We start from the raw sequence: 20566 nt of genomic DNA, 5'->3' as shown, positions 1-20566 counted from the left end.
CCTGTGAGAGGGCTTATTTTGGCTTTTTCAGAACCATAAGTTCCAGGGAATTCTGCTTAAAATAAGCACTAACCCTAAACCGTAAAAAATAGCAAATGTTTTAAATTTTGCTTCGCTATTAATTAGTTTTTTATGTTTTGACCATCCTATTGTGATTAGGGTAATAGCAATTATATTGATTAAGGGATGTTCTAATGAAGTTAATCGAAGTGCGGCGTTAGACATTTGTCCCAATGCATCTTTTCCTAATGGAGACACAAAATAAACAATCAAACCAATCAGCAATTGTGTATGTGTTCCTATCAAAGCGAATAAAGCAATTTTTCGGTCTTTAGCGGTAAAATCTTTTTTTGAAGTGAATCCGAGAATGGCGTTTACAACTGCAATTAATAAAAGTAGTAATGCCAAATAAGCCCAGCCGGAGTGGAGTTTTTGAATAAAAGGGTACATAGATTAATTTTTTGTTTAAAACAAATATAACAAAAAAGGTTAAAAAAAAACGGCATTAAACTAAAAGTCAATGCCGTTTTTAATTATTTATTTTGGTTCTTATTTAGTTGAAAGAATATCTTGCTCCAACTTGCATCTGCCATCTTGAAGATTGTAAACCTACATCATCTATTTGATTAATGTTGCTTGTAACATTTGGATTAAAATTGAATGTTGGTGTAGTACCATCTGGCAAGAATCCAGTGTGTTTAATAAGCAATACCTGATCGTTATTCATAAAATATCTTCTTCCCCAGTTCTTATTTAACAAGTTTGTAAAGTTAAAAATATCAGCTGTAAACTCTAGTTTATGGCTTTTCTTATTAACATTTATTGAAAATTCCTGAGCAATTTTTACATCAACAACATGACTCCAGTCTAAACGGTCTCCGTTACGTTCTGCATATTTACCTCTTCTGCTGCTCAAATATTTGTCATTTGAAATAAAATTATTAAGAGCTTCCCACTGTTGATCAGCCGTCATTGTTGCAGAAGGCGTGAAGACTATTTCATTTTTGTTTTTAGGAACGTAAATTAAGGCTGAAGGCTGAAAAGTATCACGCAACAAGTTACCAGTATCATCATAAACATAGCTAAAAGGTGTTCCCTGAGTCCCTTCGTAATAGAAACCAATCGTAGTTTTAATTGATTTATTCCATTTGAATTTTAAAGAAGAATTAGCAAGAACTCTTGATCCCTGATCAAAATCTGATCTGGATACACCAGAAATTGCATTTGAACCGTTAACAGTTTCTATATATTGCCATTGTGAGCTGTTTTGCGAACTTGTTGCATCCATCCAAACATATGATTCTCCATAAGCATAAGTAGCTGAAATATTTGCATCGATAAAATCTGATGTAAAGTTTTTAGCAACAGTAAAATTCGTATTCCATGAACTTCCTGCTTTTTTATTAGATCCTAAATAAATCCCTTGGTAAGTGTTATCAATACGAACATTTCCATTGTATCTTGGTCTGTTATCTGCACCTGTTAAATTGGTTGTAGGGTCAGCAATGTTTAAGTTTTGGTATTGGATTGAATTAAGATTTTCATTCCAAATTGCTTCAGCAGATATAACCCAGCCAGATCCTAATTTTCTATCGAAAGCCAGACTCGTTTTCAAAACTTGTGGAAGCTTAAAATCTTTTGCAAACAAATCGATATTACCACCGAATTTTGAATCTCCTGGCAACGGCCCTAAAGCAACACCATTAGAATATAATTGGCTATCAATGCTAGTGTTAGGGTTGAAATTTGGTGTAGGTGTACTAGCAGAGTTATTTATTTGAATTGTGTTTTGAGAAACACCATTATTATTGTATGCTCCTCCTGGCCATACTAATGGAACTCTTGAAGTAAATACCCCAATACCTCCTCTGACCTGAGTTATTTTCTCACCATCAACATCGTAGTTAAAACCAATTCTAGGAGAGAAATGTACTGTGTTTTTAATTCCTTGTCCTACCTTAGCTCCCTTTAGATCTCTTCCTTTATTTTCTAATAATTTAATAGTTCTGTTGTTAAAATCATCATTAACAAGTCCATCTTCCCATACCGGCATATCAGCTCGAACACCAATATTTAGACGGAAATTGTCTGTTACTCTAATATTATCCTGAACATATAAACCAAATTGATTCATATTAAATTCAGCAGCTCCTTTAGAATCATCCCCTGAACCACCAAATAATGAATATCCTAAACGGTAACGGTATGCCTTATAAAGATTTGGATCCATAAATTGTTCCACACTATTGAAATCATAAGCCCCGAAGTTTCTATTGATAAACACGTTTTTAGCATAAGACAATTCATTGTGAGTACCAATTAAAATATTATGTTTACCAACATTAATTTCAAAGTTGTCTGTGATTGTTAGTACTCTTTGATTTAGCAAGTTTGCAGTTGAACTTGCTTCAGACCCAAAATAAATAGTTCCTGAACCATCTCTAATAGTTACTGTTGGAAATGGATCACCAGATGCATCTCTGTCATCATTCACAGTTGTGAACCCAACAACTAAATTATTAGAAAATTTATTATTGAATCTGGTATTTAATTCTAAAGATGCTGAATTTGTAATAGATTCAAAAGTTTGAGCACCATTTAAGAAATTAATTGCAGTGCTTGAAGAACGGAATGGAGAAAAGTTGGTAGATTTTACATAACTATTTTTAATAGATAATTTATTATTATCATTAATATTCCAGTCAATTTTAGCAATCAATTTATCACTTATTAATGAAGCTTTATTATTTTGATATGACCCAGGATTATACTTATATTTATCTATTAAATGTTTACTTAAACTTTCTAGTCCTGCTGCTTTTGTATTTCCTGTGTAATTTGCAATATCAAAAGGTTGAGGTGTATCATTTTCTTGTTTTTCATAGTTAATGAAGTAGAACAATTTATCCTTTAAAATTGCTCCCCCAGCTCTAACACCATATGTTTTAGCCGTGAAATCAGACAATTTGGTTCTCTCAATAGTACTTCCGGAACGTGTTGGGGTTTTTCCCGCTAAAGATTGATCTCTGTATAAAAAGTAAGCAGAACCGTCGAAATTATTTGTACCTGAACGCGTAATTGCACTAATAGCACCTCCTGCAAATCCCGATAATTTAACATCATAAGGAGAAACACTTACCTGAAATTGCTCAATTGCATCTAATGAAATCGGACTAACACCAGTTTGTCCTCCATTTGTTCCACTCGCTGCTAATCCGAAAACGTCATTATTTACAGCTCCATCAATATAAATTGCATTGAATCTGTTATTTTGACCACCTATAGAAATTTGATCATCACCACGTAATTGAGCCTGAGGCGTAAGTCTTGCAAAATCAGCAATATTTCTTGATAATGAAGGCAATTCATTAATTTTATCGTGATCAATAATAGTTTGAGACCCTGTTTTTTTAGAGTTAAACATGGGATCTTTTCTTCCAACCACAACTACTTCACTAAGTTCATTAGCCTCATCTTTCAAATTAACTTTCAGACTTTTAGAATCTCCTAACTGGAGATAAACATCGGTTTCAGTATAGGTTTTAAAACCAACAAAAGTAACTTCAATTTTATAAGGACCACCTACACGCATGTTTGAAATCCTAAAATGACCATCAAAATCAGTAGTAGTTGAATAACGGCTACCTGAAGCTTCATGAACAGCAAGTATTGTTGCTCCGGGAAGCGATTTGTTTTGAGAATCATTTACGACTCCGTTAATAGAAGAAGTAGTGTTTCCTTGCGCATAAATATCTCCTGCATAAATAAACGCTAAAAGCATTAAGAGAAACTTTGACAATTTTTTCATCTGTTTTTGTTTATTGTTTTTGGCAAAATTATAACAATTTAATCAGATAATGTTATCAAAAAGTTAAGAATAGCAAGTTTTATACATTGCATTGAACATTAAAACGATTTTATCTTTATTTGATAAATAAAATACAATATTTCAATTTAATGCTTACTTTTTTTATTAAAAGAATAATAATACGCCATGATAAATCTGTACAAACAGGTAAAAATCAGTATGTTTTGTAAGAATTGTTAAAATTATGCAACAAAAAAACGCCTTAATTAAAACAATTAAGACGTTAACTTATTCCAAAAAAATGATAGCGATTATTTTTTACTTAAGAAATGATTAAGTAAAAATGAAGTCGAACTATCGTGCGTTTTCACAGTTTTTGTATTTATTTCTTCTAAAATAGAATTCGCCAATTGTTTTCCTAGTTCTACTCCCCATTGGTCAAAACTAAAGATATTCCAAATTACTCCTTGTACAAAAATCTTATGTTCGTATAAAGCAATCAACGAACCTAAGCTTTTAGGCGTTAGTTTTTCAATCAGGATTGTATTTGTTGGTTTGTTTCCTGTAAAAACTTTAAATGGCAGCAAGTAAGAAGCTTTTTCTGCAGAAAGACCTTGCTTATCAAACTCTGCCTGAACCTGTGCAGCTGTTTTTCCGTTTAGTAATGCTTCTGTCTGTGCAAAAAAGTTAGACATGAGTTTATCGTGATGATCTCCGTTTCCGTATAATGGTTTTATGAATCCAATAAAATCTGTCGGAATCAATTTTGTTCCCTGGTGAATCAATTGAAAAAATGCATGCTGCGAATTGGTTCCAGGCTCTCCCCAGATAATGGTACCAGTTTGGTAATTAACCGGTTCTCCGTCACGACCAACACTTTTTCCGTTGCTTTCCATGGTTGCCTGCTGCAGATAGGGTGCTAATTTTTGCAAATATTGTGTGTACGGAATCAAAGCCTCACTTTCGGCACCATAAAAATTATTGTACCAAATACTCAATAAAGCTAAGATTACCGGAATGTTTTGATCAAACTCTGCCAACTTGAAATGTTCATCCATTTCATTAGCTCCCTTTAATAATTCGTTGTAATGATCAAAACCAATCGCCAAAGCAATACTCAAACCAACTGCACTCCATAAGGAAAATCTTCCTCCAACCCAGTCCCACATTGGAAAAACATTGTCAGGATTAATTCCGAATTCCGTTACTTTTTGTATATTGGTTGAAACTGCCACGAAATGTTTAGCAATGTCTTCCTGAGATGCTGATTTCAAAAACCACTCTTTTATCGTTTCTGAGTTTGATAAAGTTTCCTGAGTCGTAAATGTTTTAGAAACAATTAAAAATAACGTGGTTTCAGGATTTAACTTTTTGATTACTTCATTAACGTGATCACCATCTACATTTGAAACGAAATGTACATTTAAATGGTTTTTATAAAATTGTAACGCTTCCACAGCCATTACCGGTCCAAGATCAGAACCTCCGATCCCAATATTTACAATATCTGTAAATGCTTTTCCAGTATATCCTTTTCTGACTCCCGAAATTACTTCGTTTGTAAAGCTTTTAATTTTATTTTTTACTTCGTAAACTTCCGGAATTACATTTTCTCCGTCCACTTTTATAACGGCAGATTCCGGTGTACGCAAAGCAGTATGCAAAACGGCTCTGTTTTCTGTCTGATTGATGATTTCTCCTCCGAAATATTGAGAAATAGCACTTTTTAATTCAATTGAATTCGCTAATTCCAACAAAAGCGAAATAGTTTCTTCACTAACATTGTTTTTAGAATAATCAACTAAAAAATCATTCCATTGTAAGCTGAATTTTTCTGCACGTGCACTATCTTTTTGAAATAATTCCTGTATTGTAGTTTGCTGAATTGCGTTAAAGTGGTTCTGTAGATTTTTCCACGCATCAGTTCCTGTTGGATTTGTTGTGTTTAAAGCCATTTTTTAATAAGATTGTAGTTTTTTTAGAAACACAAAAATACTGAAATAACTATTTAATATTTCTTTACAGGGCAATTAGTTACGAAAACGATTTATTTCTAATACTATTTTCTGACACTAACCAGCGACCATAAGCGTTACAAAATTCAATTTGTTTTTAAGGAACTTAAATTGCCAATTATAACTATATTCGTTTTCAGAGTAATAATCGGTATATTCATCAAACCCCTCAATAATCTCAGAATGACTCATGTAATTATATGAAATATTTATTCCGTCATTTTCAATATAAATCGTATAAACAATTTGAACAAACCCATTGTCTTCAGTAGTTTTATAAATTCCTTTATCTTTGTAATAGTTAATATCATCAAGATTAACTTTGGTAAAAACCCTTTTTAATAGTTTTTTCTCTTCTGTATTATCTTGTTGTTCATAACTGAAATTATAATTTGTTTTAAGGTCAGAAAGTTTATCCTGATTGATTAGGTTTTTTAAATCCTTAAGCTGTAGAATCATTTCTTTTCTTTGATCTTCAAGCTTTTTGATTACTTCTTTAAAAAATGCAATATTTTTCCTTTCAATATCATTAAGAATTACTTTTTTATTATCCTCAACTGACTTGTACCAGAATTTATTATCAAAATACTGCTGAAATCGGGAATTCTCAAATTCATAACCATTTCTTGCAAAAATTTCATTCGTTAAGAGTCTTATTTTTCCAATATTTAAGCCTTCTACCTGTGCATTTTTTATTAATTGAGTTTTGCATAAAGAACAATCCTTTAGTATTTGTCCAAATGAAGTTTGCAAAAGGAAAAGAGCAAAAAGGCTAAATATTGTTTTCATTTATTTATTTTTGAAATTTTACCAAATCTTCCACCACGGCTTTTTATTAATTTCAATGATTTTTTTATCCTTGTTGACCTCAATTCTTTTGGGTTCTTCCATTTTTATGGTTGCATCATCGAAAAACATTTCGCCCTGATCATTTATCCCAATGGGCGATTTTGTCCTTTCTTTCCAGCTTTCTGTCTGCAATTCCGGTATTAAAGGAGCATTGATTTTGGAACTAAATTTTTGCCTGGCTTTCTCCGTTATTTCTTCTTCAAGATTAGAAGTTGAATTTTTAAAAAGCGAAAGTGAATTATCCGGAATATGAAGCAGAAAAACCTGTGTTTTATTTCCGATTTTATGAATATCCAAAACTTTAAAAAATGTAATCTCATCCAAAAGAAAATGTCCGATTTTCGAAGAATCAGGATTAAATTTTGAAATATCTTTTGCATTGGCACTGGCAATTAAATACCTCAAATTCCCTGAAAGACCACCTCCAATTGAAGTCATATCGGTAAAGCCTTTTTCTTTTATTATTTGCCCAACTTTGTATTTTTCAATAAAATTGTCAGTCAAATTAGTATCTCTGTAAAATAGTTTTAAATCTGAAAAAGTCTCATTAAGAGTTTCTTTAATGCGTTTATTTTTCATGTTTTAAGGAATACTACAAATTACCAATACTATCCAGCTCTCTCTTTAAAGGCTCCATTTGTTTTAAGAAACGCGTTTTATCATTTCCTGTTAAAGATTCTCCTGTTGGAAGATTCAATCGAAGCGCATCTACCTGAACTCCATTTTTCCAAAAGCGATAACAAACGTGAGGTCCGGAAGCTAAACCTGTACTTCCAACAAGACCAATGGTCTGCCCTTGTGTTACACGCTGTCCGCGGCGTACCAGAATTTTTGACATGTGTAAATATTGAGTCGAATACGTCCCGTTGTGTTTTACTTTTACAAAATTTCCGTTTCCGGCGGTATAACCTGTCTGCTCTACCACTCCTGAAGCAGTTGTAGAAATTGGAGTTCCTCTCGGTGCTGCGTAATCAGTTCCTTTATGGGCTTTCCATCTGTGCTGTACAGGATGAAACCTGTTCATCGTAAATCTGGAAGTAATGCGGCTGAATTTAATTGGTGTTTTCAGGAAGAAATTCTTAAGTGTCTTTCCTTCATCATCATAATATTCAATTTTTCCGGACAGCGTATCTTTTTCAAACGGAAAAGCATAAACGATTTTTCCTTTGTATTCAAAAAAAGCTGCCTGTAAATCTTCTACACCGTCGTAGGTTTTACCATTGATGAAACGTTCTGTAAAAATCAAACCGTAACGATCTCCTTTTTTAAGTTTAAAGAAATCAATTGACCAGGAAAATACTTTTGTAATCCGGCTGGCAAGTGCGGCTTCTACACTATTATTCCCTAAGGTTTCAGATAAAGAGCTTTTTAAAACTCCACCAATTATTTTACGTTTAAACGTAACGGGTTTTACTTTTTTATAAGCATTTGCAACCGTATCTCTAAAATCAATAACATAATAAGTGAGGGCATCTGGCTGATAAATAAAAAACTGGAGTTTATTGGTTTTATTTTTTGAGCGAAGAATAGTGTAAGCCTTATTGTATCGAATAGATCTCACATTAAAAGAATCTTTCACCTGCTCAACGATATTATAAACCTGTTTTGAGCCAATATTTTGATGCTGAATTATGGATCCGAAAGAATCCCCTTTTTTTACAGTATCATGAACTACATTAAAATCATTGTAATTAAATCCAAATTCTATCTTTTTAGTTTTTGGTTTAGTAATTTTAATTTCAGCTTTTTCTTCTTTTTTGTTACAAGAAATTATTGAAAATAAGAGTATTATAATTACGAATGCTTTTTTCAAACTTTATTTTTTTTTTGTGGAAAACTAAGCCATTGGCTCATTCCCCCAATTGGACAATTCTTCTTCGGTCCACAATTTAGGAAAAAAGATGCGTTTTTGGTATTTTGGATGCATATATTTTTGCCAGTCGCTTCCTCCGGTTGCTTCTCCGTTTCCTTTTCCGCTTTCTAAAATATATTTTATAGCTGTATTTAAGTGCTGCATTACCCAGGTAATATTAACTGTATAATCATAATGACGCATTGCCAGAATTAAATCCTGATTTTGCTGATCTTTTTCTGGCAGCTGGGTAAATTTTTGCCAGATATTCTTGGTCTTAAATTCTGCCATTTGGCGCAAGAACTGTCCCTTATATTTTTTTTCGAATTCCTGAAGCAGATACGATTTCTCACCTGTCTGATAATCTTTGCCCGCAGCCTGCCAGTACAAGTGTTCAAAAGAAGTTTCTAAATCGGTGTTTTCATTAAAATTGGCTTTATATCTTCTATCGGTTAAATTGATAACATCAGTAGAAGCAAATTCAATCATTCTATACTGGGCGCTCTGGAATCCACTTGCAGGAGTCAGGGTATTTCTGAATTTCATATATTGCTCTACCTCCATTCCGTTTTCCATAATACTAAAAGAATTGGTCAGCATATCAAAATAACGGGTAATTCTGGAAAGTCTTTCGCTAAAAAAATCAACCTGAATATTTTCTGTATCCGCAATCTGGTCAATTTCCCAAAGAATCATTTTAAAAATCAATTCGTTTACCTGATGATACATAATAAAAACCATTTCATCAGGAAGCGTAGTACGCTGTATCTGAAGATTTAAAAGTGCATCAGTTTGAATATAATCCCAATAAGTGATTGGTTTAGACCAAAGCAACCCCTCAAGCTGGACATCTGTTTTTTGATTTATGGTTTTATATTTAAGATCAATTTCTTTTAAGATTGATTCAGAATTATCTGTGGTATTCATTATTTTTTTACTTTAAATGGATATTTTAATCCTTTATATTCGTCAATATCAGCCTTAAGTGATCCAACTGCCAAATCTGCTTTTATTCTAACCGGAACTTTATTATTATCATCTGTTATCCAAAGCGTTACACTTTCTTTCTCTTTAAAAACCCTGCCAGTTTGTACCAAAGGCTTAAAAATCATAGTAGAAACGGTGCCAAATTTAGTTGTAATATCCTGACGACCTATATATTTTAACTTAAATTTTGTGATCTCTTCATCAAAAAACATATCGATTGTTATGGACTCTCCTGATTTTAGTTTGTCGATGTCAGGGTGATTCCGCAGATAATAAAAGGCTGAAATTATATCCTGCACATTATCATTAATAACAATTGTTTTTTCGGTTTTACGTTTATAATCTTTTACCAAAACACGATTTTGTGACTGCATAAAAAAACCTTCCTGATTTTTCGTGTAGCCGCCTTCATTTATTTTTCGGATATACCGGTAAGGATCACCGTTGTCTTTATCGAAATAGCTTTCATATAAATCTTCTACTTTGAAAAAAAATCTTGACATTCCGGTTGTGTATCCTTTACCCACTGCGTGAAAAACTTTTTTGTTGTTTACAACAGCTTCTTTAACTTCTAAAGTAGCATAACCTGCATTAACAATTCCGTAGTGAATCCTGAATTTGAAATATTCTCCCACATCAAAAGCGTCTTCTTTGTAGGTATCAAAACTTAGTGTGGCGAGTATAAATATGAATAGAGTTAGTTTTTTCATAACAAGATATTTACTGTTTACGAGCCATAAACGCAAATTTTATTCCAAATATACCAAAACAAAAAAACTCAGTCAAAGAATGACTGAGTTTTTATGCTATTAACTAACCAAAAAACTATAAATTATGAAAATTTATATCAATTTAGGAAGGAAACCACCCCTTCCTGATTTGCGAGTGCAAAGATAGATGCAAAGTTTAAATAATAAATAGCAAAAAGCGAGTTTAACAAAACATTTGCATTAAAATCATCAATTTACAGGGGATTTTTTTACATAATATAAAAAAAACATAAATTTACAATGTACCTCTTAACTCCTGCTCTCTTTCTATAGATTCAAATAAGGCTTTAAAGTTGCCTGCACCAAAACCTTTTGCCCCCATTCTTTGTATAATTTCGAAAAAAAGCGTCGGTCTGTCCTGAACTGGCTTGGTAAATATCTGTAATAAGTACCCATCTTCGTCTGCATCTACCATGATAGCTAATTTTTCAATTTCGTTTAAATCTTCTTTCATCATTTCCATATGAACCCCCAATCTTTCCGGAATTGCTTCGTAATAGGTATGTGGTGGTGGTGATAAAAACTCAACTCCTCTAGCTTTTAATTGCGACACCGTTTTAATAATATCATCTGTTGCAATAGCAATATGCTGAATTCCGGGTCCGCCGTAAAAATCCAGATATTCCTCGATTTGTGATTTTTTCTTTCCCTCTGCCGGTTCATTAATTGGAAATTTGATCCTTCCGTTTCCGTTAGACATTACTTTGCTCATCAAAGCCGAATATTCCGTATTGATTTGCTTGTCATCAAAAGACAGGAAGTTTACAAATCCCATTACCTCTTCGTAGAATTTTACCCAGATATTCATTTCGTTCCAGCCTACATTTCCAACCATATGATCGATGTATTTTAATCCGGTAGGTTCCGGATTATAATCTGATTTCCATTCTTTATACCCTGGCAGAAAAACACCATTATAGTTTTTTCTTTCTACGAAAATATGAACTGTTTCTCCATACGTATAAATTCCGGAACGTACTACCTGTCCAAATTCATCTTCCTCGACCGTTGGTTGCATGAAAGAGCGCGCTCCTCGTTTCATTGTTTCTTCGTAGGCCTTTGTAGCATCTTCTACCCAAAGTGCCGCCACTTTTACACCATCGCCATGTTTTTTTAAATGTTCGTTTATTGGAGAATCTGCGGTAAGAGGTGTTGTTAAAACAATCCTGATTTTGTCCTGCTTTAAAACATAAGACGCCCTGTCTTTTACTCCCGTTTCTAATCCCGCATAGGCCAGTGAATGATAACCAAAAGCTGTTTTGTAATAATGTGCAGATTGTTTAGCGTTCCCAACATAGAATTCTACATAATCTGTCCCTAATAATGGAAGGAAATCCTGAGCTCCTTCGAATATTTTTTCTAATCCGTATTCTACTGATTTTACTTGTTTACTCATAATTAGATAATTTGATAATGAGAAAATGAGATAATTCTTGAAATGAGTGAATGTGATAATTTTCTAATTGACACATTGACTAATTATCTAATTCCTCTTAGATGTTGCTATTATTTTGTTTAAAATTTTTAAAATTTCTGAGAGATCATTTAATAAACGACTACATTTTGGATATTCGCTATGTGCATCGCATAAAAACAACCAATATTCTGTTTCATCTGCCTCTTTAATTGCTATTTTTAATTTATGAATAAAATCAGCTTTACTTTCTGCATTTTGTGATTCCTTTGAATTGGCTCCAATTGATGTTCCACTTCTTAATAATTGATTGGCTATAACAAACTTTTTTTGTTCCTGAAGTTCGTTTGCGTAATCAATAATATTTAATGCGAAATTGAAAGTTTTAATTAAAAGAGCATTGTCTTTGTATTTTTCGTTGAAAGTCATTTCTTGAATTAGTTAATTAGAAAATTTGATAATGAGATAATTTTTTTATAAGTTTAAAACTACAATATTTAATTATCTAATTTTCTAATTGCCACATTTTCTAATTGAAAATTTTTCTAATTATCAAATTGGCATATTGACTAATTATTCAGTCCAAGATTTATAATATTTTCCATCATCAAGACCCATAGCTTCCTCAGTAACCATAAGCGGCCTGAAAGTATCAACCATAACGGCTAATTCCTGCGTTTCTTTGTGATCGATACTTCGCTCCATTGCACCAGGAGCCGGACCATGTGGGATTCCTTTTGGATGTAAAGTAATGTGACCCTGTTCAATATTATTGCGGCTCATAAAATCGCCATCTACATAATACAGTACTTCGTCTGAATCTATATTGCTGTGATTGTAGGGTGCCGGAATGGCTTTCGGATGATAATCGTAAAGTCTTGGGCAAAATGAACAAACGACAAACGAGGCCGTTTCAAAAGTTTGGTGTACCGGAGGCGGCTGGTGAACACGACCTGTTATAGGTTCAAAATTGTGAATGGAGAATCCGTATGGAAAATTGTAACCGTCCCAGCCTACAACGTCAAACGGATGCGTAGCATAAACCACTTCGTGAATCATGCCTTCTTTTTTGATTTTAATTAAAAAATCGCCTTTTTCGTCATGCGTTTCCAATTCGTTTGGCAGAATAAAATCACGTTCGCAAAATGGTGAATGCTCTAAATGCTGGCCTGATTGGTTTTTATAACGTTTTGGAGTATAAAATGGAGAATACGATTCTACGTAAAATAGCCGGTTGTCTTCTGTTTCGAAATCGATTTGGTAAATGATGCCACGCGGAATAATTAAGTAATCGCCATATTCAAAAGAGATATTACCCAACATGGTGCGAAGCTTTCCTTTTCCTTTGTGAATGAAAATCATTTCGTCAGCATCGGCGTTTTTGTAGAAATAATTCCGAAGTGATTCTTTCGGCGCTGACAGACCAATAATACAGTCTTTATTGACGAGCATCGCTTTTCGGCTTTCTAAAAAGTCATTTTCAGGTTTTAATTCGAAACCTTTAAATAATAATGATTTTATATTTTTTCCGATTGCAATTTTAGGCTCAACCGAATAGGAATTTAAAATTTCTTTGACTTGTGTAGGTCTGTGTATATGATAAGACAATGATGAATGTCCGTGAAAACCCTCTGTTCCAAATAATTGTTCGTAATAAAAACCTCCGTTTGGTTTTTCAAATTGGGTGTGTCGTTTTTGCGGAAAGTTTCCGAGTTTATGGTATAATGGCATGGCTTTTCAATTAGATAATTTATAAATTAGATAATTCGAAAAATTAGAATTGAGTGAACAGATAATGTGATCATTTTTAGATGACCCAAATTGTCTCAATTCGATAGCCTACTCAGGATTTCTCTTGATGAGGAATTGAAGATACTCTAATAAACCTGTCCATTTTGTTTTCATTACAACAAATATCGTAATTTTTATTGAGCTAAATTACAAATTAAAAGGAAAATCCAATATTGAACCAGGTATATCCTTTTGGATTTTCAGGAGACCATGAATATTTTATTTCAATAGGCCCAATTATGGTTTCCAGACCGTATCCTACTGCATATCCAGAATATTTCGGCATACCAATCCAGTCTACCGTGCTAAAAAGATTATCACCCAGATTGGCATAATTAGCAGAAAAATTAAGGTGATTTTTTCTGAATATTTCATAATCGAACGTTATACCAGCTTTTATATAACTATCTCCTGCAATACTCAGGAAGTCATAACCATAAAAATAATTAAAATTATTTACTTTATTATAACCATATCCTCCCAGTATATAATCGAAAAAGGGTACGCTTTCGTTTCCGAAGGCAAATCCTGCATCCGACTGGAATTTTATCGTTGCTCTGTTAAAAATAGTTCTGGCGATTCCGATTTCTGCTTTTGCAGTAGAAAAAGGATTGAATTGATTTGTATAATTCGATGAAGCGAGATAGGTCTGAATATCCCCTGAGAAATACCATCCCTTTCTTGGAAAGCTTTTATTATCAAAAGAATCGTATTTTAAATACCCAAAAGCACTAAAATAATTACTTTCATCAATGGTTTTATTAGTATCCAGCGTTGGGGATTTTATTTTCAGGAACTTATATTCAAGTCCACCGCCCATAAGAAATTTTTGCACGAAAATAGTTTGAAAATAAGCCTGGTGTGAGATATCTAAAAAATCAACATTAATCAGATTATCCTGATTTCCTGCCAACTGATTACTAATACTTTCTGTTACATTCCGGTTAAACTGATTAAGCCTTGAGTTGAAACCAAAACTGATATTAAAACCATTTTCGACATAATAATTGAAATCGTACCTAAAATTATCGCCCAAAATGATATCCAGTGAAGTATTATCGTTTTTTAAAAATGTTTTTCTATGGGTAAGGTTTAGCAGAACAGCACTTTTATAAAGTCCATCATAATGCAGTCCCAGTTTCAAATAAGTGTGTGTTGGATTCTCTTTCAGTACGAGATTCAAATCATCTTTATTTCCGTTTGGCTCCAGCGAATAAGAAATAGCACTAAAGTTGTGTGTTGCATCTATGTTATTTATTCCTACGCGAAGATCTTCGTATGTTATGGTACTGCCGGGTTTAAAACGAAGCTTGCTTGTTATATATTCTTTCGTATAATCTTGCAGCCTTGTATTGTTTATTTTTTTTATTTCAAGAGTATCAGACCCTATTTTTAATTTGGGTTTTCTATAAAAATTTTGCCCGTCTGCCAGAGCTTTAATTTTTTCATATACTTCAAATGTGGCATCTTCACCTCTTCTGATAATTTCTCCGCCTCTGTCAAATGAAATAACCCCAAAATCACGAATATCGGGTTTAATATAAATATCTGTATCTGCTCTTTTGGCCTTCATTTTTTCAATTGACTGCATATTTGTAATCTGAACCAGAATGCGCGTAGCATTTTTAAGACCTTTACGATTTAGCAAATCATCCTGCACATCAACCCCAATAATAATATCTGCTCCTAAATCACGAACCTCCTTAATAGGGTAGTTGTTTACAACACCTCCGTCAACCAATAATTTTCCGTCAACTTCTACTGGTGAAAACAAAGATGGAAAAGCGGCACTTGCCACCATTGCCTGAGCCAGATTCCCTTTGTTCAGCAATACCTCCTTACCTGTTTCTATATCTGTTCCAATACATAAAAAAGGAGTTGGCAGTTGATTAAAATCACGAACATGACGTACATTTCGGGTGAGACTGCTCAGTAAATTATAATTATACATTCCTTTAGAAAGTGCTTCCGGAATCCCAACTCTTAAATTACTAAAAGGCAACACAATAGCATATAATTCATCATTTCGTTTACCATAGAAATTTTTGGAAGCCCTTGGTATATAATCATTAATGAGTTCGTCAAAATTAGTTCCTCTAAAAATAGAATCAATCTGTGCCGCATTATATCCAGTTGCATAAAGACCTCCTATTATGGCTCCCATGCTGGTTCCGCCAATGTAATCTACTTTTAATCCGGCCTCTTCAAGCACTTTTAAAACCCCGATATGAGCAAATCCTTTTGCGCCACCACCACTTAAAACCAAACCAATTTTCGGTCTTTTCACACTGTCGAGTTTTTTGTCCTGTGAAAATGAATTTTGCAAAGAGAACAATAATAGCATTAAAAAGACCAGTGCCTCGCCCCAGATGGAAATGAAAAACCGCGAGAGGCAAAAAGTTATTTTTTCGTGTAAAAAAAGAGCGACCATAGAAGCTCCTTTTTTTGCAGCAGAAAAAAAGCTTTTGGACCGAGTGTTTGAAATGGACAGCTGGATTAGGCGCATAAAATTTGCTAATTGGTTTTGTAAAATTCGACAATTTTTTTGGCTTTTGACACACCTATTACATCTGAAATTTCTTTTTCTGTGGCCAATTTTAATCTTTTAACACTTTTGAAATGTTGAATTAACGTAAGCATTGTTTTTTCTCCAATTCCCGGAATACTTTCGACAGACGAATTAAGAGCCGCTTTGCTTCGTTTATCACGGTGGAAAGTGATTCCGAAACGGTGCGCTTCATTTCGTAACTGCTGGATGACCTTAAGCGTTTCTGACTTTTTGTCGAGATACAGCGGAATTGGATCGCCTGGATAGAATAGTTCTTCAAGGCGTTTGGCAATCCCGATAATAGAAATTTTACCACGGAGCCCTAATTCATCGATACTTTTCAGGGCAGCTGATAATTGTCCTTTACCGCCATCAATAATAATCAGCTGCGGAAGCGGTTCGTTTTCGTCCAGTAATCGTTTGTAACGGCGATACACGATTTCGGTCATAGAAGCGAAATCGTCAGGCCCCACAACCGTTTTTACATTAAAATGACGGTAATCTTTCTTGCTTGGTTTTCCGTCTTTAAACACCACACAGGCTGCCACAGGATTTGTTCCCTGAATATTTGAATTATCGAAACATTCAATATGTCGTGGCTCTGTTGGTAAACGCAAATCCTTTTGCATTTGAGCCATAATACGGTTTACGTGTCTATCCGGATCTACGATCTGTAATTGTTTCAGTTGTTCGATTCGGTAGAATTTGGCATTCCGAATTGACAAGTCCAGAATCTGCTTTTTGTCTCCAAGCTGCGGAACGGTTACTTTTATGTTTTCGCCTAAATCCAACTCAAAAGGAACAATAATTTCTTTTGATAATAACTGAAACCGTTCCCTTAATTCTACAATCGCTAATTCTAATAATTCTTCATCACTTTCATCCAGCTTTTTCTTTATTTCTAAAGTATGCGAACGAATGATCGATCCATGTGAAATCTGCAAAAAGTTGACATAGGCAGCACTTTCATCAGACACAATCGAGAAAACATCGATATTGGTAATCTTCGGATTGATGATGGTCGATCTGGATTGGTAATTTTCGAGAATTTCAATTTTTTCTTTAATTTTCTGCGCTTCTTCAAATTGTAAATTCTGCGCATAAGTGTTCATCAGTTTTTTGAAATCCTTTAAACTTTCTTTAAAATTCCCTTTCAGTATTTCGCGAATGGCATTGACTTGCCTTTGATATTCCTCCAAAGGTTCCAGTCCTTCACAAGGTCCTTTGCAATTGCCAATGTGATATTCCAGGCAAACCTTGAATTTTCCCGAATTAATGTTCGATTCGCTCAAATCATAATTGCAGGTTCTTAGCGGATACAATTCTTTGATTAAATCTAAAATCGTATAGACCATTTTGAAATTAGTATATGGACCAAAATATTCAGAGCCGTCTTTTATCATTCTTCTGGTCAGGAATATTCTGGAGAAAGGTTCTTTTTTGATGCAGATCCAAGGGTAACTTTTATCATCACGAAGCAGCACATTATAACGAGGCTGCAGGCTTTTGATTAAATTATTTTCTAATAAAAGCGCATCAGTTTCTGTGGGAACTACAATATGTTTAATGGTTACAATTTTGCGTACCAATACATTGGTTTTCCTGGTGTCATGAATTTTATTGAAATAAGAAGAAACCCTTTTTTTGAGGTTTTTGGCTTTTCCAACATATAAAATCTTTCCGTCTTTATCGTAATACTGATAGACACCGGGATTGTCCGGCAGGGTTTGAATTTGAAGTTCTAAAGACGGTATTGGCATGCTTTTTTATTTCTGGAGAATATTAAAATATCATTGTCAAAATAACATTCTGGTGTGTACTAGAAAGCTTAACGCTGAAATCTTTTCAAATTTACGAAATCAAAAGAATAATTTCTATATTTAGAGCCTGTTTAAAATCCGACATGAAAAACAATGCCCCAATGGTTCTTTTTGGCGAATCGATTTTGCCCGGAGAAAACAAAACGATCAATGTAGAAATCGCCAGATTACATACGACAACCAAACTCAACATTCCAATTATTGTTCGGCGCTCTAAAATTGACGGTCCTGTAGTTTTATTTTCTGCCGGAATCCATGGCGATGAAATAAATGGAGTCGAAATTGTCCGCCAAATCATCAGTAAAAAAATCAATCGCCCAACGAGGGGAACTATTATCTGCATTCCGATTATTAATATTTACGGATTTGTCAATAAATCAAGAGAATTTCCTGACGGACGTGATCTGAACCGTGTTTTTCCGGGAAGCAAAAAAGGATCGCTGGCAAGCCGTTTTGCTTTTCATATTACCAATCAGATCTTACCTATTATTGATTATGCCGTAGATTTTCATGCCGGAGGTGCAAGCCGGTTTAACGCTCCTCAAATTCGAATTACAGAGCACAATCCCGAATTAAAACTTCTGGCGGATGTTTTTAATGCTCCGTTTACCTTGTATTCGAAAAACATCAATGGTTCTTTTAGAAATACATCAGAAAAAGCGAATGTAAAAATGCTGCTTTTTGAAGGCGGAAAATCATTAGACATTAATGACCCGGTTGCCAATGAAGGCATAAAAGGCACCAAACGTCTGCTTCATTATTTAAATATGCTGGACCCGAAACATATTGTCGAAAAAGCTGATTTCCCTTCTATCTATATTAAAAATTCAGTCTGGTTGAGAGCAAAACAATCGGGTTTATTGCACGACTACAATATGGTAAGCCGATTTGTTACGAAAGGAACTATTTTAGCCATTATTACCGACCCTTTTGGTAAATTTGAGCAAAAAGTAAAAGCGCCTCATGACGGTTTTGTCATCAACGCTAATCATTCACCAATTGTTTATGAAGGCGATGCCATTTACCATATTTCTAAAAATATAGACGATAATGCCGACAACTAAAAAAGAACTACGTATACACTATAAAAATCTACGAAAAGAACTTACTCAGGAAAATATTGAAGAAAAAAGTCTTGAAATAAGCAATCAATTGATCTCCTTACCTATTTGGGACAAAACGTATTATCATGTTTTTCTTCCGATTGAAGAACATAAAGAAGTCAATACCGAGTTTATTCTGCATCTGCTTTCCGGAAAGGACAAGGAAATCGTAATTTCAAAAAGTGATTTTGACACCCGAATCATGTCGCACTTTTTACTGACAGATAATACCAAAATCAGGAAAAACGAATACAATATTCCGGAACCTGTAAATGGTTTGGCTGTTCCTTCTCAAACTATCGAAGTAGTTTTTGTACCGCTTTTGGCTTTTGATGTTTCTGGAAACCGTATTGGCTACGGAAAAGGATTTTACGATAAATTTTTAGCCGAATGTAACCCTGAAACCATCAAAATCGGACTTTCCTTTTTTGAAGCTGTAAGCCAGATTGAGGATGTATTTGAATCGGATATAAAACTGGATTATTGTGTGACACCAGAGAAGGTTTATAGGTTTTGAAATCCGAGACAAACCAGCAAATAACGGTTATTTATAGAAAAAATGTATAACAGAGAACCAAGCAAATATTCAACTGATTTTTATAAGTTTTTAAAAAACAAAGATAACAACAGGTTAAGTATAAAAAAATTATTCTGCTATATTTTTGCTATCATTATAGTTGTAACAATTGGACAAATCATTGCCAAAAATTCTGACCCTTATAAATCAGATAATATAGAAAATGAAAAATTTATTAAGGCAGAAATCAAACCACAAATAATTTTTGATACGATTATACTTCCGATGAAACAAACACTCTTTAATACTTATTTTGCTATTCGATTGACAGATGGCTCAGTATATCGTTTAAATCTAATAAATAGTAAAAACAAAAATAAGATAGTAAAAAATGCAATTATTGAAAAAAAAGCTAATGATAAGACATTTGAAATAATCAATAAAAACATTCGGTATAAATTCAAAATAAGTGAACTGGATAATTTTGGAGAAAGAATATTCGTTTTTTTTGCATCAATATTTTTCTGCATTATTGGCATTCCACTTTGGTTAAACAAGAACGAATTAGAAAAAGAATATGAAAAAAACAACCGTTACCGCTAATAGCAATTTTTAACCTATTTCACCATAATCCCTTCAACAAAAAGAATCGGCACCTCTTCTGTATTGTTTTCGTTGATTGTATTGGATTTAAAGATGAATTTCTTGTCGTACAAGGTATTTCCGATGAAGAAAGTGACCATAAATTCGTTGTTTAAAACCAAAAGGCTTTTTTCGATCATTTCGATTTTTACAACAGAAACTGCAGGAACCTCAACAAATGCATGACGTAGAATAGACGTTTTTTTCATTTCGCCATCAATAGTTCCGAATGCTTTTGAAACCACCATTACGCTGTCAAGATTAAAGTCGCTGTCGTTTACCAGATAAGCGTACCACACTTTTTCCATAAAATCGTCGCTCCATTCCTGAACAGCAGCTAAGAATACGTTTTCAACTTCGGGGATTATTATGTCTTTTTTCATCGTTTAGTAAATAGTAAAAAGTAAATAGTGATTAGAAAGAAAGCTCTTCACTAATCACTATTTACTA

General features: G+C 33.6%; 17 protein-coding genes. 3 read left to right on the top strand and 14 right to left on the bottom strand.

Translation table 11 applies throughout. The features are described 5' to 3' along the window. Positions 1-27: 27 nt before the first annotated feature. The 13 genes from ACNC7R_RS01305 to uvrC all read right to left on the bottom strand — a co-directional run bounded on the left by ACNC7R_RS01305 (position 28) and on the right by uvrC (position 17794). Positions 28-450, bottom strand: coding sequence for a hypothetical protein (locus ACNC7R_RS01305; RefSeq protein ID WP_417939191.1), 423 nt, complete (start codon positions 448-450; stop codon positions 28-30). A 103-nt stretch (positions 451-553) separates the two neighbouring features. Then, a complete protein-coding gene (locus ACNC7R_RS01300; RefSeq protein WP_417939190.1) occupies positions 554-3808 on the bottom strand; it encodes a TonB-dependent receptor in 3255 nt (1084 codons plus the stop codon). Between the two features lie 311 nt (positions 3809-4119). Next, positions 4120-5763 carry a glucose-6-phosphate isomerase gene (pgi, locus tag ACNC7R_RS01295; RefSeq protein ID WP_417939189.1) on the bottom strand — a complete coding sequence of 548 codons (1644 nt, stop codon included), beginning with the start codon at positions 5761-5763 and terminating at the stop codon, positions 4120-4122. A gap of 117 nt (positions 5764-5880) precedes the next feature. Continuing rightward, positions 5881-6612, bottom strand: coding sequence for a YARHG domain-containing protein (locus ACNC7R_RS01290; protein WP_417939188.1), 732 nt, complete (start codon positions 6610-6612; stop codon positions 5881-5883). 18 nt (positions 6613-6630) lie between these two features. Next, positions 6631-7251, bottom strand: a complete 621-nt coding sequence (locus ACNC7R_RS01285) for a hypothetical protein (protein ID WP_417939187.1) — start codon at positions 7249-7251, stop codon at positions 6631-6633. Positions 7252-7264: 13 nt separating this feature from the next. Next, positions 7265-8485, bottom strand: a complete 1221-nt coding sequence (locus ACNC7R_RS01280) for a peptidoglycan DD-metalloendopeptidase family protein (RefSeq protein ID WP_417939186.1) — start codon at positions 8483-8485, stop codon at positions 7265-7267. Between the two features lie 24 nt (positions 8486-8509). Further along, positions 8510-9451, bottom strand: coding sequence for a tryptophan 2,3-dioxygenase family protein (locus ACNC7R_RS01275; RefSeq protein WP_417939185.1), 942 nt, complete (start codon positions 9449-9451; stop codon positions 8510-8512). Then, a complete protein-coding gene (locus tag ACNC7R_RS01270) occupies positions 9451-10221 on the bottom strand; it encodes a DUF3108 domain-containing protein (RefSeq protein WP_417939184.1) in 771 nt (256 codons plus the stop codon). The genes ACNC7R_RS01275 and ACNC7R_RS01270 overlap by 1 nt, the downstream gene beginning before the upstream one ends. Positions 10222-10516: 295 nt before the next feature. After that, positions 10517-11677, bottom strand: coding sequence for a 4-hydroxyphenylpyruvate dioxygenase (gene hppD, locus ACNC7R_RS01265; RefSeq protein ID WP_417939183.1), 1161 nt, complete (start codon positions 11675-11677; stop codon positions 10517-10519). An 87-nt stretch (positions 11678-11764) separates the two neighbouring features. Continuing rightward, positions 11765-12124, bottom strand: a complete 360-nt coding sequence (locus ACNC7R_RS01260) for a four helix bundle protein (protein WP_417939182.1) — start codon at positions 12122-12124, stop codon at positions 11765-11767. Between the two features lie 144 nt (positions 12125-12268). Continuing rightward, the gene (locus ACNC7R_RS01255; RefSeq protein WP_417939181.1) at positions 12269-13426 is read right to left on the bottom strand and encodes a homogentisate 1,2-dioxygenase; all 1158 of its coding nucleotides are present in this window, start codon (positions 13424-13426) and stop codon (positions 12269-12271) included. 214 nt (positions 13427-13640) lie between these two features. After that, positions 13641-15830: a patatin-like phospholipase family protein gene (locus ACNC7R_RS01250; RefSeq protein WP_417943119.1), complete on the bottom strand. Its 2190-nt coding sequence runs from the start codon at positions 15828-15830 to the stop codon at positions 13641-13643. 170 nt (positions 15831-16000) lie between these two features. Beyond that, positions 16001-17794, bottom strand: coding sequence for an excinuclease ABC subunit UvrC (gene uvrC / locus ACNC7R_RS01245; protein WP_417939180.1), 1794 nt, complete (start codon positions 17792-17794; stop codon positions 16001-16003). A 143-nt stretch (positions 17795-17937) separates the two neighbouring features. Between uvrC and ACNC7R_RS01240 the strand changes: the two genes are divergently transcribed. Genes ACNC7R_RS01240 through ACNC7R_RS01230 form a run of 3 tightly spaced genes read left to right on the top strand, consistent with a single transcriptional unit; the run spans position 17938 to position 20077 of the window. Next, positions 17938-18918 carry a succinylglutamate desuccinylase/aspartoacylase family protein gene (locus tag ACNC7R_RS01240; RefSeq protein ID WP_417939179.1) on the top strand — a complete coding sequence of 327 codons (981 nt, stop codon included), beginning with the start codon at positions 17938-17940 and terminating at the stop codon, positions 18916-18918. Further along, complete coding sequence (locus tag ACNC7R_RS01235; RefSeq protein WP_417939178.1) at positions 18905-19474, top strand: 5-formyltetrahydrofolate cyclo-ligase; 570 nt, start codon at positions 18905-18907, stop codon at positions 19472-19474. The genes ACNC7R_RS01240 and ACNC7R_RS01235 overlap by 14 nt, the downstream gene beginning before the upstream one ends. 42 nt (positions 19475-19516) lie before the next feature. Continuing rightward, on the top strand, positions 19517-20077 hold the full coding sequence (locus tag ACNC7R_RS01230; RefSeq protein ID WP_417939177.1) for a hypothetical protein: 561 nt from the start codon (positions 19517-19519) through the stop codon (positions 20075-20077). 14 nt (positions 20078-20091) lie between these two features. On the opposite strand, the gene ACNC7R_RS01225 is transcribed toward ACNC7R_RS01230, so the two are convergent. Further along, entirely contained in the window at positions 20092-20499 is a 408-nt protein-coding gene (locus ACNC7R_RS01225; RefSeq protein WP_417939176.1) for a hypothetical protein, read from the bottom strand. Positions 20500-20566: the final 67 nt, after the last annotated feature.

The sequence above is a fragment of the Flavobacterium adiutor genome (assembly GCF_048282555.1).
Taxonomy (GTDB): domain Bacteria; phylum Bacteroidota; class Bacteroidia; order Flavobacteriales; family Flavobacteriaceae; genus Flavobacterium.
The sequence above is the reverse complement of the archived record's forward strand: the minus strand, read 5'-3'. Positions and strand labels throughout refer to the sequence as shown.